11 protein-coding genes and 1 pseudogene are annotated in these 14,028 nt (G+C 60.2%); 5 read left to right on the forward strand and 7 right to left on the reverse strand.

Annotated elements, in window-relative coordinates; translation table 11 throughout:
• The first annotated feature begins 113 nt into the window (after positions 1-113).
• Positions 114-1,061: an extensin family protein gene (locus LQ231_RS15725; protein WP_230172079.1), complete on the forward strand. Its 948-nt coding sequence runs from the start codon at positions 114-116 to the stop codon at positions 1,059-1,061.
• A 62-nt stretch (positions 1,062-1,123) separates the two neighbouring features.
• Here LQ231_RS15725 and LQ231_RS15730 read toward each other — a convergent pair whose 3' ends face one another.
• On the reverse strand, positions 1,124-3,394 hold the full coding sequence (locus LQ231_RS15730) for a TonB-dependent hemoglobin/transferrin/lactoferrin family receptor (protein ID WP_230172081.1): 2,271 nt from the start codon (positions 3,392-3,394) through the stop codon (positions 1,124-1,126).
• Positions 3,395-3,621: 227 nt separating this feature from the next.
• Positions 3,622-5,298, reverse strand: a complete 1,677-nt coding sequence (locus LQ231_RS15735; protein ID WP_230172083.1) for a formate--tetrahydrofolate ligase — start codon at positions 5,296-5,298, stop codon at positions 3,622-3,624.
• Between the two features lie 240 nt (positions 5,299-5,538).
• Here LQ231_RS15735 and LQ231_RS15740 point away from each other — a divergent pair, with 240 nt between their 5' ends.
• Entirely contained in the window at positions 5,539-6,060 is a 522-nt protein-coding gene (locus tag LQ231_RS15740; protein ID WP_113142506.1) for a TIGR00645 family protein, read from the forward strand.
• Positions 6,061-6,146: 86 nt separating this feature from the next.
• On the opposite strand, the gene LQ231_RS15745 is transcribed toward LQ231_RS15740, so the two are convergent.
• Entirely contained in the window at positions 6,147-6,902 is a 756-nt protein-coding gene (locus tag LQ231_RS15745) for an SDR family oxidoreductase (protein WP_230172084.1), read from the reverse strand.
• Between the two features lie 135 nt (positions 6,903-7,037).
• Here LQ231_RS15745 and LQ231_RS15750 point away from each other — a divergent pair, with 135 nt between their 5' ends.
• On the forward strand, positions 7,038-7,949 hold the full coding sequence (locus LQ231_RS15750; protein ID WP_230172085.1) for an AraC family transcriptional regulator: 912 nt from the start codon (positions 7,038-7,040) through the stop codon (positions 7,947-7,949).
• A 137-nt stretch (positions 7,950-8,086) separates the two neighbouring features.
• On the opposite strand, the pseudogene LQ231_RS15755 reads toward LQ231_RS15750, so the two are convergent.
• Positions 8,087-8,398, reverse strand: a pseudogene (locus LQ231_RS15755) (hypothetical protein); the annotation flags it as partial.
• On the opposite strand from LQ231_RS15755, the gene LQ231_RS15760 reads away from it, so the two are divergent.
• Together LQ231_RS15760 and LQ231_RS15765 are read left to right on the forward strand one after the other, a co-directional pair.
• Positions 8,388-8,756, forward strand: a complete 369-nt coding sequence (locus LQ231_RS15760; protein ID WP_230172089.1) for an Lrp/AsnC ligand binding domain-containing protein — start codon at positions 8,388-8,390, stop codon at positions 8,754-8,756. The pseudogene LQ231_RS15755 and the gene LQ231_RS15760 overlap by 11 nt on opposite strands.
• A 156-nt stretch (positions 8,757-8,912) precedes the next feature.
• Complete coding sequence (locus LQ231_RS15765; protein ID WP_230172090.1) at positions 8,913-9,629, forward strand: helix-turn-helix transcriptional regulator; 717 nt, start codon at positions 8,913-8,915, stop codon at positions 9,627-9,629.
• 80 nt (positions 9,630-9,709) lie between these two features.
• On the opposite strand, the gene LQ231_RS15770 is transcribed toward LQ231_RS15765, so the two are convergent.
• The 3 genes from LQ231_RS15770 to LQ231_RS15780 are packed head-to-tail and all read right to left on the reverse strand — an operon-like array spanning position 9,710 to position 14,026.
• Positions 9,710-10,819: a DUF2333 family protein gene (locus LQ231_RS15770; protein ID WP_230172091.1), complete on the reverse strand. Its 1,110-nt coding sequence runs from the start codon at positions 10,817-10,819 to the stop codon at positions 9,710-9,712.
• The gene (locus tag LQ231_RS15775) at positions 10,812-12,110 is read right to left on the reverse strand and encodes a DUF6638 family protein (protein ID WP_230172092.1); all 1,299 of its coding nucleotides are present in this window, start codon (positions 12,108-12,110) and stop codon (positions 10,812-10,814) included. Before LQ231_RS15775 ends, LQ231_RS15770 begins: the two co-directional genes overlap by 8 nt.
• Positions 12,107-14,026, reverse strand: coding sequence for an AAA family ATPase (locus tag LQ231_RS15780; RefSeq protein WP_230172093.1), 1,920 nt, complete (start codon positions 14,024-14,026; stop codon positions 12,107-12,109). Before LQ231_RS15780 ends, LQ231_RS15775 begins: the two co-directional genes overlap by 4 nt.
• Positions 14,027-14,028 lie beyond the last annotated feature (2 nt).

Below are 14,028 nucleotides of genomic sequence, written 5' to 3' on the forward strand. Positions count from 1 at the left end.
ATAACCTGCTCTTTGCGCCTGCGCAAGCCGGATTCGGCACGGATAAGCGCACGCAAACTGAACTTATGCCGCGCGAAACCGTTGACCCGCTGAAACGGGAGACGACGAGCGGAATGCGGAACATATCTGGTGCATGTCTGGCCATCTTCTGGCTTCTTGGCGCAGCCCTGCCGGCACAAGGCCCCCTCCCTGAGGAAAAACCGCAATCAGAGGCTGCCATCGAGGCACCTGCGGAAGAACCTGGCGAAGCGCCGGCTGCAGAGCCTGTGCCAACGCCTGCGGACAAGCCTGACGTGGAGCCTGAAGCAGAGACACCGCCGGCGACAGAGATCCCAAAGCCCGACGACAAGCCGTCCCCAGCGGAATCGCCGGTCGGCACGCCGGAGACAGGGGCCCCCAAACCGCTAGAGAAGCCAACGCCGGCACCCCCGCAGACACCTGCCGAAGATGCTGTGCCGCCTAAGCCCGTTCCCCCTCCAGTCATCCCCATCGAGAACGAGGATGACGCAACCTACAAGGCCTGTACGGCAGCCCTGACGGCGATGGGCGCGACATTCCAGGAGGACAGGCGGGTCGACGATGGCAGTGGCTGCGGCATGGACCGCCCGATTACCGTCACCCGCCTTTCACCATCCGTTGCCTTGCAGCCAGAAGGTACATTCCGCTGCGAGACGGCTCTGCAGCTGGCACGCATGACCCGCGACATGATCGTCCCCACCGCAAACCTCAGCCTGCCCGATATGGGCGTGCTGAAAGCGGTCAACCACGCCTCCGGCTATGTCTGCCGCAACCGCAACAGCGCCGAGACCGGCAAGATGTCCGAACATGCTCGCGGCAATGCCGTCGATATCGCCGCTCTCACCTTCGAAGGTGGCGCCGTGCCGATGGTGATTGCCAAGCAGGATGACGGCACACTTCCCGCCGCCTTCCAGCGCAGCCTGAATGCCTTTGCCTGCCTCTACTTTACCACCGTGCTGTCCCCCGGAAGCGACGCGGCCCATCAGGACCACCTCCATCTTGACGTCATCAAGCGCAAGAGCGGCTTTCGTTATTGCAGGTGAACAACGAAAAAGCGGCGCCCCAAGGACGCCGCCTTTCCTGACCAACAGACGATGGTCCGAAATCAGAATTTCTGCGTAAGCGAGATTTTAAACGTCCGGCCCGGTTCGGAGTAATATTCAATCGGCTGGTTGGTGTTGCCGGTGCCGGGGACGGTGGTCGCATTGAAATCCTTCATACTGACCGCATTGTAATAGGTCTTGTCGAGCATGTTGTAGATGCCGGCCTGAATGCGTAGGCCCTTGGTCTGCTCGGGCTCCCACCATGCGGTCAGATCGACAACGCCGTATCCCGGAGCATCGAAAGTGGATGCCAGGCCATCGTCACGCATGCCTGCAGCCGCAATCAGGCTCAGGTCCGTTCCCCAGCTGTCCTGTTCGAAGCCGACGCCCACCACGCCCTTGAACGGCGCGACCGAGCGAAGATACTTGTCGGCATCCTTGTCCTTGCCATAGGCATAGGCGCCGCCGGCATGAACGAAAAGACCATTTTCGAAGTCCTTGCGCAGGCTGAATTCGAAGCCGGAAATATCCACATGCTTCAGGTTGTTGTACTGAGTCAGCATGCCGTAGGTCGGATCGCCGAATGTAGTCGTCTGCTCGATGAAGTTCTTGTAGCGGCTGTGATACGCGGCAAAACGGGCAACGAAATCGGTGAATTCGACTTTGCTGCCGATTTCAAATGAGTTCGACGTCTCTGCCTCAAGCTCGGGATTTCCAACGACCGCATAGCCGGTGTTGACGAAGTCGAGATAGAGTTCGTTCACCGTCGGGGCACGATAGGCCATCGACCACTGCGCATAAACCTGCACCTCATCGGTCAGATCATAGCTGGCGAGCAGTTTCGGGCTCAGTCGGCTGCCATCGCTGCTGTCCGGAAGACCCGCCTTGAGATACCCATTGTTGATGGCATAGGCATCCGTCAGCTTCGGGTCATAGTCGTACCAGTCGAAACGAATGCCAGGCGTGATCGAAAAGGCGCTGTTTTCCATCGAGATCTTGTCATCGATGTAGATGCCGAATTTCTTGCCGTCGATGTCCGGCATATCCGACTGGTTCGACTTCAGGCTGGTGCAACCTGCTGTGACGGTACCGAGCGTGCAGGCGTCGATACCCGCCACGAACTGGCTTGTATCCAGCAGTGCGCCGTCGGCGCCGATGGTCAATTCGTGCGTCAGATTGCCCGTGTCGAATTCGCTGACCACATTGCCGGTGAAACCGATCGCGCTTTCCTGCAGCTCATTGTCACGCAGCCATGGCCCGGCAACAGCCCCGACGCGACGTCCGGTCGCGCCGGCATTCTTCGTTGTGTCCTGCCAATAAACCGACAGGCGCGCCGACTGGATGACAGCATCTTCCGCGGGATTGAGGAAGCTGTAGTCCAGGGAGACGCGATCACGCGCAGTGTCATCGAACCCATCATATTCGCCGACAGCCCAGATACGGCTTGAACCTGTCGTCGCACCCGTCAATGTTTTCAATTCTGTATCGGAATTGTAGCGATATCGCTCCGCCGTCAGACCGACCGTATGGCCGCCTTCCAGTTCCTGCCGCAGCTTGAACAGCAGGTTGTTCTGATTGAAGTCGCCAGGATTTGCCTCGGTCCGCGTGGCACCGATCGTATCCACCGATCCCTGGTTCTGGCGCTCCTGCCCCCGCCTGTAGGTGCCCTGGAACAGAACGGAGGTATCGTCGATACGCTTTGCGACCGCAGCCGACCCGCCAAAGCTCATGTCCTCGCTGTCGAAGGACGCCTTGGCCATGCCGCCCCAGTCCCGGCCCTCGCCGATCAGGTCTTCCGGCTCGAGCGTGCGAAGCGCGATACCGCCCGCGAGCGCCCCGGAACCCAGGCGGCTCGAGTCGGAGCCACGTAGAACGTCAAGGGTCGAGATCGACGAAAAATCGAAACTGTCGCTGCCGCCGGCAACGTTGGTGGTAGTCGCGGGGCCACCGCGGCGCGCAAAATTGTCGAGGTAGGGCAACGGGATACCGTCGATTGTTGTCAGGACACGTGGCCCGCCCAGGCCACGGATTGTCACGCCACCTTCGGACTTGACGAAATCGACGCCCGGCTCGAGCGAGCGGCCGAGATCCCTGAAGCTGTTGATCTGGTTCCGTCGCAGATCCTCCGCGGTTCTCTGGCTGACCTGCGGACTGTTGGAAATAACGGTCCCAGTCGCGACACGCTTCCCTTTGACGACGATCGTGTTCAGCTGCGTATCACCGTTTGCGGCAGCGCTATCTGCAACCTCCTGGGAAAAGGCAGAATTGGAAATGGCGATCAGCGCGAGTGCGGTGCAAGCGAGCAAAGTGGGTCGGAAGGACCGGGAGCCCATGCGATATTCCTTTCAGCGGCCGAGACGGATCGTTCCCGCGCAAGACACATGCGCAGGCTGGCCAAATGGGATTGCGTCAAAAACGTGACGACCAGAACCGGTCGCCTCATTTACGCCGTATAAAACATGATTGTTTATGTCAACAAATAATACATGATTCTTTGACTCATGTATTTAGCCGGCGCAGCCCATGGCAAAAATGCCACAGTTTATCCCGCGCCATCTGCTCAGAACAGGCCTTCGATATAGCCCTGGTCATTGAGGAAGATCCGCTCCGAGGACGGCACACGCGGCAGGCCCGGCATGGTCATGATCTCGCCGGTGATCGCCACGACGAAGCCGGCGCCGGCCGATAGCCTTACTTCACGTACGTGCACGACATGCCCTTCGGGAGCACCACGCAGTGTCGGATCCGTCGAGAAGGAATATTGCGTCTTCGCCATGCACACCGGCAAATGTCCATAGCCCTGGTCTTCCCAGCTTTTCAGCTGATCGCGCACCGCCTTGTCGCTCGTCACCTCCCCTGCATGGTAGATCTTCGACGCCACCGTCTCGATCTTTTCCATCAGCGAAAGCGCATCCGGATAAAGCGGCTTGAACTGCGATTGTCCGCTATCGGCCATTTCCGCCACGCGCCGCGCCAGCGCCTCGATGCCGGCCGATCCGTCGGCCCAATGGCGGCAGACGATCGCATCGGCGCCGAGATGCGAGACATAGTCCTTCACTGCCTCGATCTCGGCATCGGTATCCGAGACGAAATGGTTGATCGCAACCACGACCGGCACGCCGAATTTGCGCACGTTTGCCACATGCCGACCCAGATTGGCACAGCCGCGGGTCACGGAATGCACGTCTTCGCGACCGAGATCGTCTTTCGCAACACCGCCGTTCATCTTAAGCGCGCGAACGGTCGCCACGATCACGGCTGCGGCCGGCTCCAGGCCCGCCTTGCGACATTTGATGTCGAAAAACTTTTCCGCCCCGAGATCGGCCCCGAAACCCGCCTCGGTCACCACATAGTCGGCCAGCTTCAGCGCCGTCTTCGTGGCAATCACCGAATTGCAGCCATGCGCGATATTGGCAAACGGTCCGCCATGCACGAAGGCCGGATTGTTTTCCAGCGTCTGCACCAGATTGGGCTGCATCGCCTCCTTGAGCAGAACCGTCATCGCCCCATCCGCCTTCAGGTCGCGGGCAAAGACCGGCGTCCTGTCACGGCGATAACCGATGATGATATTGCCGAGCCGCTGTTCCAGATCGTCGAGATCGGTGGCAAGGCAGAGTATGGCCATCACTTCCGACGCCACCGTGATGTCGAAGCCGGTCTCGCGCGGATAGCCGTTGGCCGCACCGCCCAGCGAGGACACGATCTGGCGCAGCGCCCGGTCGTTCATGTCCATCACCCGCCGCCAGGTGATGCGCCGTGTGTCGATCCCGAGGTCATTGCCCCAGTAGATGTGGTTGTCGATCAATGCCGACAGCAGATTGTGGGCCGAGGTGATCGCATGGAAATCGCCGGTGAAATGCAGATTGATCTCTTCCATCGGCACAACCTGCGCATAGCCGCCGCCCGCCGCCCCACCCTTGACGCCGAAGCAGGGGCCGAGCGAGGCCTCGCGAATGCAGGTGATCGCGCGCTTGCCGATCCTGTTCAGTCCGTCGCCAAGCCCGACCGTCGTTGTCGTCTTGCCCTCGCCTGCCGGTGTCGGATTGATCGCTGTCACCAGGATCAGCTTGCCGTCGGGCCGACCCGCAAGTCCATCGATGAACGTGGCCGAGATCTTCGCCTTGTCATGGCCATAGGGAATGAGGTCATCGGGCGAGATGCCGATCTTCGCACCGATAGACTGGATCGGAAGTTTCTTAGCCGCACGGGCAATTTCGATATCGGACAAGATCGTCACGTTTCCGTCTCCTCACATCTGTTTTGCGGCCGAAGATCGGCTGGCCACGCAACAGTTGCAAGCCCGCGCACAGACTATTTTGGCGCAGCCAGCCGGATACACGACAGCGCGCTCGGCACGCATCATCACCGAAAGGGCAGCAAGATTGATTGCCCGAACGCCCGGGTTTGACAATCACCCTTGCCCGCCAAGCTTTGCATCGGTTATGTCGAATGAAATCGAAGCTTGACCGAGGTTGCAATGAAATCGCTGGAACTGATCATCGAAAAAATCATTCTCTCGAGCCGCTGGATTCTGGTCGTGTTTTATCTGGGCCTCGTTGCGGCGCTGGCCGTCTACGCGCTGTCCTTCGGCTACAAGTTCCTCAAGATAGCCAAGAACGTCTTCGCCTACGAAGAGTTCGAGATGATCCTCGCCATGCTGAGCCTGATCGATGCTGCCCTTGTCGCCAGCCTGATCGTCATGGTGATGATCTCGGGTTACGAGAACTTCGTCAGCCGGTTCGACAATGCCGATGACGAAGTGTCCTTCCTCGGCAAGCTCGATGCCGGCAGTCTGAAGATCAAGGTCGCCTCCTCGATCGTCGCGATCTCGTCGATCCACCTGCTGCAGATCTTCCTCAATGCGACGAAATATACCGACGGCCAGTTGATGTGGTTCACCATTATCCACCTGACCTTCGTCGTCTCCGCGCTGATGCTGGGCTTTCTGGAAGTGCTGATGAATGGCAAGAAGAAGGGCAGCGATCTCGACAGGACTTGAAACCCGGTCATGTTGCCATCCCGCTTCACTGGAAATACGTGCTCCGGGCGAAGCCGCCCGCCGCCCGAAACACCTTGTAACTCGGCCTAAATACCCTGGCCGCCGGACACTTCGATCCTCTGAGCGTTCACCCAGCGATTGTCTTCAGACAGCAGGCTGGCGATCATCGGACCGATGTCGTCCGGAAGGCCGACCCGGCCGAGCGCGGTGATGGCTGCAAAGAAGGCGTTGAAGTCCGGCGTGTCCCGCACGGCACCGCCGAAGAAATCCGTCTCGACCGCGCCCGGCGCGACAGTGTTCACGGCAATGCCGCGCGCGCCCAATTCCTTGGCCATATAGAGCGTCAGCACTTCGACCGCGCCCTTCACCGCCGCATAAGCGCCCCAGCCAGGAGCGGACACGCGTGTCAGACCTGAAGACAGGTTGACGATCCGTCCGCCATCGGTGATCAGCGGCAAGAGTGCCTGGGTGAGGAAGAAAACGCCCTTGAAATGCACGTTGACCAGCGCATCGAACTGCGCCTCGGTGGTCTCGGCGATTGGGGCGCAGTCGCCATGGCCGGCATTGTTGACCAGATGGTCGAAACTGTCGCGCTTCCACGTCGTCTGCAGTCCCTCCCGCAGCCGATCGGTAAAACCGGCGAAGCTGCCAACATCAGAGGTATCAAGCCGCAAGGCGATAGCCTTGTGACCGAGTGCCGCGATCTCGGCGACGACAGCGTCCGCGGCATCGCTGCGGCTGTGATAGGTAATGACGACATCGCCACCGCGGCGGGCGATGTGAAGTGCGGTGTTGCGGCCGAGGCCACGGCTGCCTCCGGTGACGAGGGCGATTTTGGTCATGCGGATACTCCTGTTGTCTGCATGTGCCGTTGATAGCCGCCAGAGCCGCAGGACGTCGTTGCCGAAACCGGCGCGATCTTTGCCTATTCCTCCAAGGCAGTTCCACCGCAGCCGGATCTCGGCTAGCATGAGGCAATGACTGACACGCTGCTTTACCAAGCCCTGCTCGACGCCGCCCTGCGTCAGGTCGCGAACCGCCCTGGCCCAGACTTTTCCGATCAAACGGAAACCACCGTCCCTGGCTTGTCCATCGTGCGTGCGACTGCGCCGAGCGGTCTCGACTGCGCCGTTTCGCGACCGCTCGTCTGCCTCGTTTTGCAGGGCCGCAAGCAAGTGACGATGGGAACCCAAATCTTCGCCTTCGGCGCCGGCGACTCGTTGCTGATCACCGCGGACGTGCCGACAGTGAGCCAGATCACCGGAGCCAGTGCCGAAGAACCGTATGTCTCCATCGTCGTAGAGCTCGATCCTGCAGTAATTGCCGAGCTATCGGTAGAGATGCGCCAGGTGCCCGTCTCCGCGCCGCCCGTCCGCGTCGATCCGACCGAAACCGATGTGGCCGATGCCGCGCTACGGCTGATGCGCCTGCTCGACCGTCCCACGTCCATGCCCGTGCTCCTGCCGCAAATGGTGCGCGAGTTCCATTATTGGCTCCTGTCCGGGCGCCATGGCGCCGAGATCCGCCGTCTCGGCTGGCCCGACAGCCACAGTCAGAGGGTGGCACGTACGGTGGCCCTGTTGCGGGCCGAATATGCCAGGCCCTTGCGCGTCCAACAGTTGGCGGCAACGGCGGGCATGAGCCCGTCATCCTTCCACCATCACTTTCGCGCGGTCACCTCGCTGTCGCCTCTGCAGTTCCAGAAGCAAATGCGCCTGATCGAGGCGCGTCGCCTGATGATGTCGGAAGGCGTGACCGCGAGCAGTGCCGCATTTGCTGTCGGTTACGAGAGCGTGTCGCAGTTCAATCGGGAATACAGCCGCATGTTCGGAATGCCGCCGGCACGTGACGCCGAGACGGTGCGGCGACAGACCAAGGCGACCGCATGAGGCGAGGCACGCGGGCGGCGGTTTGCTCAAATTGACAAAAGGATTTCTGGGCTGGGCGCGCCCTTCTCATCGGCCATGACAGCAAATCCGGAGGATCTGGACAAGTCTGCTTGTTCAGATCCTCCGGAGGCCGATTTTTAGCCTTCGCCGATTGCGATCAGGCTGGCATTGCCGCCAGCAGCGGCAGTATTGACCGAAATCACCTGCTCGACGGCAAAGCGCAGCAGATAGGCGGGGCCGCCTGCCTTGAAGCCAGTCCCCGACATGTCGGAACCACCGAACGGCTGAGTGCCGACGACCGCACCGATCATGTTGCGGTTGATGTAGACATTGCCGCTCAACGGAATGGTGCCGGCATAGCGAACCTTCTGGCTTCGCTTCATCTCGCCGATATGGTCTTCCAGCATCGCTTTCTGCTTCTCGTCGATGACATGAACGATGTCGGTGGTGATCTGTGCCGAACGCGTGCGCCGCCTCACCCGCGACGGCTACATTATCGGATACATGGCCGTGCTGTCGCCGCAAAAACTGGGGCGCAACCTGCTGGTATTCATCGAGGTGAAACTGGACCGCACGACGGCGGACGTCTTCGATACGTTTGCTGCCGCCGTCAAACGCTCCGATGATGTCATGGAATGCCACATGGTTGCCGGCGGCTTCGACTACCTCGTCAAAGCCCGCGTTGCCGGCATGGAAGCCTATCGGCAATTCCTCTCGGAGGTGATTCTCCCGCTGCCCGGGGTCCGCGAGACCCATACCTATGCGGTCATGGAAGAAGTGAAAGCCGGATCAGCTCTGCCCGTGTAAAACCTAAGGAAACAGAGTTCTGCCAATTCAACCGGCAGCGGTGAGGAATTAGTCATATTAATGGCAATACCACCCCAAAAAGTGCTAGCTTTTCGGCAAGACTGATATATTTGTGGGATAACTTACGAATAGATATCAACTTTCGAAAATATCAAAATGCTGCCAGAACGACAGATGCTCTTGGGTGACGAAATCGGGAGCTGTCAGAGCCGTGCCGAGCTCATGCAGCGTTGGATCCGGGCCGCCGGCGAGTACGAACTTGACCATGTCACGATCACCAATGCCCCGACGTTCCAGGACAAGCTCCTCGGCAATCTCGTCCACGAAAGCACCATCCCGTCGGAGTTTGTCCGCGAATTCGACCGGAAGGGCTATCTCAAGTTTTGTCCGCTGACGTCGCATGTCTCGCGGACCATCATGCACAAGACCTGGACGATCGGATCGGACGGCAAGTCGCCGGATTTCGACTGTCCGCCGGACATGGCCGAACTGATGTATCGCTACGGCCTGTTGATGGGTGTGATGTTCCAGACCACCTCGATCGATGGCAGCCGCCAGATGGTTCGTTACGACGGACGCCGCGGGCCGCTCACGCAGTCGGAACTGAACGAACTGTCGATGATCAGCATCCAGGCATTCGATGTCTTCGACCGCCTGCGCCGCACCGCCAGCACCACCAATGTTCTCTCCGCCCGCGAGCTGGAAGTGGTCCGCTGGACCGCCCAGGGAAAGACGTCGCTGGAGATTGGCCAGATCCTGTCGCTGTCGGATCATACGGTCAATGCCTACATGACGAATGCCATCCGCAAGCTCGACTGTGTCAACCGTACTCAATTGGTCGCCAAGGCAATTCGCATGAAGATCATCAGCTAACACGCAGCAAAACCACCGAAAACGGAAAAGGCCCGGCATTGCGACCGGGCCTTTCGTCTTTTTGCTGAACGCTCGACCGTTTACCGGTCGAGAATGGCGCGAATCTCGACCATGTTCGAGCGTACCCGCAGGATGTAGAAGCCCATGGTTGCCAGATGGGTCGGCATGATCCAGCCGTCCTCGCGGCCATTGGAAATGATCGCCGGCTGGATCCTGAGCGATGCCTGAAGCTGGCGCTCCATCTCGGCCCATACGGTGCCCAGATTGCGCTCGCGGATGACATTGCCGAAATCGGCACGCGCAGCCTGCAGAAGCGCATTTTGCGCGTAGAGCTGGCCGAAGGAGAACCAGAAGCGGTCATCGGCGCGGGTATCGAACCAGCCCGCATTGAACTCTTCCGAACGACGGCGCAGGATGTCGGACGTGTTGCCGAGATCGCTCGCCATTCCGTCGAGCAGCTGCAACAGATTGTCGGCGCGGGCGTCGAACACCGCTTCGCAGTTCTCCAGCGACGCATTGAACCGGCGGAAGCTTTGCACGGCCGCACGGTAATAGCTCGGCGTTGGCGTCTTGAAGCCGAACGGATCGGTGCCGAAATACCAGGTGCTTTCGTCGAACTGGATGTTGCCGCGTGCATCCTGCAGATCGCTGTTGATGCCCGACGTCCCGCGCACGCGACCGAGATTGTCGGCAAGTTGGATAGCAGTGCGACGGACCACCTGGTTGACGCCGCGCTGGAACGACGCCTTGTTGTCGAAGAACGGGGTATTGTCCCAGTCGACCCCGAACAGACCGGTCTTGTAGAGCAGCGTCGAGGAGATCCAGACATTCTGGTTGACGTTCATGTCGGTCAGATCGGCCGCGATCGTCACAAGCGACGAATTCTGGCAACGGTTCGGCTGGTCGGGCAGCGCCACACCCGCGGCAACGGTGCGCTCTTCGAGCTTGTAGGCCTGAACGAAACCGGGATCGAAGCCGTACCAGACCTGCGTGCGCCAGATCAGAAGTCCGTAGAACACGACAAACAACAGAACGACCAGAAGTACCGGCCCCCGGATCAGCCAGCTACGACGTTGGTACCAGCCATGTGCTGCCATAAACGGCCACAGGATACCGGCAACCCCGATGCCGATACCGCGACCGATGGCGGCAAAGACGCGCTGGAAAAACGCGATGATCGGATCAAGCATTGTTGTCGTCTCCTATGCCATAAAGGCGTTTTCGAAAGGCGGCCTTGTCCCGCAGATAGGTTTCCGTCAGCCGGGATACAACGTAATCGCGCAAGCTCTCGGAAAAACCATCATAGGCCTCGTAGAAGCCCTGCTTGTCAAAGACAAACCGCGACACGAAATCAGCCGGGGTCAGGCGGGAAATCAGCCGATTGGTCAGCCATTGGTCGGCATGGGTGGGATCGGCACGCACCAGCCAGAGCCGATGCTCGGGTGCGACATCGGCCATGCGCAGATTGCCGCTCTTGGCCAGATTTCTCAAGGCCTCCTGCAGGAACGGATAAACCCCGTCTTCAGCAACCGCACGGGCATTGCGGTGCAGGAACGTCTGCAACCATACGGCATCGACACGGGCAAGATCCGGCACCGGTGATTGACGTGCGGCAACGGCAAGCACCGCCATCTCGGCCCGATGTGCCAGAAGCCCGGATGTCTCCACCCAGCTTGCCCGCGGCAGCTCGATACGTCCGGTCTTGGCCAGAAAATCGAAAATCTGCGCCGTGTCGCTGGTCGGGATATAGCTCACCTGCCACGGCCGCGACCGGCGAAAGCCAGGCGCCGAAGGATCACAGATCACGGTTGTGATCTTGTCGTCGACAAAGACGAAGACACCGCCGAAATGATTGGCCCAGAAGGCATCGTGGCGAAAGATCACCTTGTCCGGCACCAGCACGTTCTGCCGGATATCACCGGTCTGCTTGGCAAGATCCACCATGCGGCTGAGCATCGCGTCATCACGCCAGGCATCGTTGCTCGTGGTCAGCTGGTCGCACAGTTGACGCAACTCGCCGGCCTTGCCGAGCAGATCTTCCGCCGACATAACTCGAAAGCGCACCTCGTTGATCGACAGCAGGTCTTCGAGCGTGCGCACCTCGGCAACGCTGTCCTCGATCTCGCCATAGATCGCATCGCGGATCGTCACCGCATTGATCGCCTTGGCATTGGCCGCATAGAACTCGTGCATCAGGCCGGCGGTATTGGAAAAGCTGGTATGCACCACCGGCAGGCTGTCCTGCTCCGGCGTCATGATGATGAACCGCCGATTGACCTTGCCCGGATCGAGATAGTCGGAATCATTGAGTTCGGCGGCGACCTGCGGCGAAAACCCGGTGATGTCGATATCGAATTCGCTGAGTTTGGTTTCCGGCAACCCGAAGCCGGAAAGCGCCTTGTTGTAGCGCGCAATCAGATGCGGCTCGGCAATCGGCAGCAGGCGACCATAGATCAGTTCAGCTTCGAGAAGGCGGTTCATGTATCCCAGCGCCCTTCCCGCTTCATCCGCTCGATCTCCCCGATCGCCCGCTCGCGCTGCCGCTCCCGCCGCACGATCTCGCTGACCGCGGCCTCGTCCGACTTGTCGGCGTAGCGGAACTCGCTGTCGGCGTAGCGGTTGATCTCCTGCAGGATCATTTCCATGGTGACGGGACCGCGCAGTTCGGCGATCATCGCTTTCTTCTCGTCATAGGGCTTGTGCATGAACACCTCCGGCGTGGCGAACCAGTCGTCCGGCAGGTCGACATCCATCGCCCGCATCTTCACTGCATCGGTAATGTTCTTGATCGCCCGGCCGGTGAAACGCGGTTCGGCCAGCTTGATCTCGTGCAGATAGGCGCCGACATCGGCAAGCGTCGTGATCCGGCCATGCGCCTTCTCGTAACGCTCCCAAACGGCGACCAGCCCGTCTTCCTTCGGCCGGTCGTGTTCGCCATACGAACGCGACACCGCCTTGGTGATTTCCTGGCCGGCGAACAGCGCGTGCTCGCCAAGCGCGATGTCATGGTTCTTGCCGATCAGCAGGGAGAAGATGTCGATATAGTCTTCGCGCGACTGCGGCCCATCGACCAGCCAGCGGGCGCCGGCTCGCTGGCGTAGCGCGTCATCGACATTTTCCGGATAGTTGGAGAACATGCCGAAGGTGGAATTTCCGCGCACCACCGTCGAGGCACCGGCGAAGCTCTCCATCAACACCGCCGTGACCTCGTGCTGGCCAGACGATGCCCGGTCATCCGAGCGCTTGGCGGTCACCTGGTCGACATCATCGACGGTGCCGAAGCCGATGACGCGCGGGTTGAGCACATTGTTGACGAAGCTCTTGGCATTCTGACCGGACTTGCCCTGATAGGACGAGATCTGGTCGACGCCGAAATTCTCGTAGTGAAAGGCGTAACCCGCCACCTGGCAATAGTCGTTCAGGAGCCCCGCCAGCATCTGGATCAGGATCGTCTTGCCGGTGCCCGGCATGCCGTCGCCAATGAAGGTGAAGAGGAAGCCACCGAGCTCGACGAACGGGTTCATCTGCCGGTCGAAATCATAGGCCATCAGCATCTTGGCCAGCTTCAGCGCCTGGTATTTCGCGATGTGGTTGCCGATGATCTCGTCTGGCTTCTTGAAGGTCATCGACAGGGGCTTGGATTTGGCGCTCGGCGTGGCATCGAAGCCATCGAGCGTGAAATCGTCCTGATCGACTCGGATATGGCTGTTTTCGAACACGCCGAGATGGGCGAAGCGCGCCTTGCGCGACAGGAGGCCGGCGAGCGCCACTTCGGCAAAAGCGCGGCATCGCCCGATGACGGTCGCATCGTCACCCGCACCGGTCAGCGCGACATCGAGACCGGCGACCATGCTTTTCAGGCCATCTTGCGCCGTATCGAAGAGAAATTCCGGTTCGCGGATCCCCTCCAGCTGTTCCCCCTCACCGACCACGGTCGACAAGAGATAGGCTGCGAAGGCAAAGGCCGCAACATAGGCAGAAGAACCGAGCAGCGCCTTGAAACGCGCGGCTTCCTCGCCCTGCAGCGGCGACGTCAGATTGCGGGCCTGCAGGCCTTCCAGCTCCGTCTGCCGGGCAAAGACATCGGCAATCGCCAGCGCGATCTGCGCGCCGCGCCGCACTCGGTAGAGCACGGTGTGCCGGGCCGGCGTCAGGAGCGGATCATTCCCCCCGCTTGCCTGGATTGTCTTGATCAGTTCGATCTCTCGGGTCTTGCGGACCGAACCGGTTGAAACGGTCGAGACGAAACGCCGACCCGTGCCGGCAATGGGCGCACCGGACCCGCCTTCGCCGGCATCCAGAACGATGATGCGGGTGATCAGACCCTGCGCCACCACCTGATATTTGGCGATATCGGCTTCATGCAGCGTCGTCAGTCCAGCGTTCAATTCGCTCATCG

Origin of the sequence: Rhizobium sp. CECT 9324, assembly GCF_918741265.1 — a bacterium.
GTDB lineage: Bacteria > Pseudomonadota > Alphaproteobacteria > Rhizobiales > Rhizobiaceae > Allorhizobium.

Bases quoted from the DNA above. Each gene is read 5' to 3' on its own strand.
- LQ231_RS15750 (WP_230172085.1), top strand. From the start codon at position 7,038: ATGACTGACACGCTGCTTTACCAAGCCCTGCTCGACGCCGCCCTGCGT.
- LQ231_RS15770 (WP_230172091.1), bottom strand. From the start codon at position 10,819: ATGCTTGATCCGATCATCGCGTTTTTCCAGCGCGTCTTTGCCGCCATC.
- LQ231_RS15780 (WP_230172093.1), bottom strand. From the start codon at position 14,026: ATGAGCGAATTGAACGCTGGACTGACGACGCTGCATGAAGCCGATATC.
- LQ231_RS15760 (WP_230172089.1), top strand. From the start codon at position 8,388: ATGTCGGTGGTGATCTGTGCCGAACGCGTGCGCCGCCTCACCCGCGAC.
- LQ231_RS15745 (WP_230172084.1), bottom strand. From the start codon at position 6,902: ATGACCAAAATCGCCCTCGTCACCGGAGGCAGCCGTGGCCTCGGCCGC.
- LQ231_RS15725 (WP_230172079.1), top strand. From the start codon at position 114: ATGCGGAACATATCTGGTGCATGTCTGGCCATCTTCTGGCTTCTTGGC.
- LQ231_RS15765 (WP_230172090.1), top strand. From the start codon at position 8,913: ATGCTGCCAGAACGACAGATGCTCTTGGGTGACGAAATCGGGAGCTGT.
- LQ231_RS15775 (WP_230172092.1), bottom strand. From the start codon at position 12,110: ATGAACCGCCTTCTCGAAGCTGAACTGATCTATGGTCGCCTGCTGCCG.
- LQ231_RS15730 (WP_230172081.1), bottom strand. From the start codon at position 3,394: ATGGGCTCCCGGTCCTTCCGACCCACTTTGCTCGCTTGCACCGCACTC.
- LQ231_RS15740 (WP_113142506.1), top strand. From the start codon at position 5,539: ATGAAATCGCTGGAACTGATCATCGAAAAAATCATTCTCTCGAGCCGC.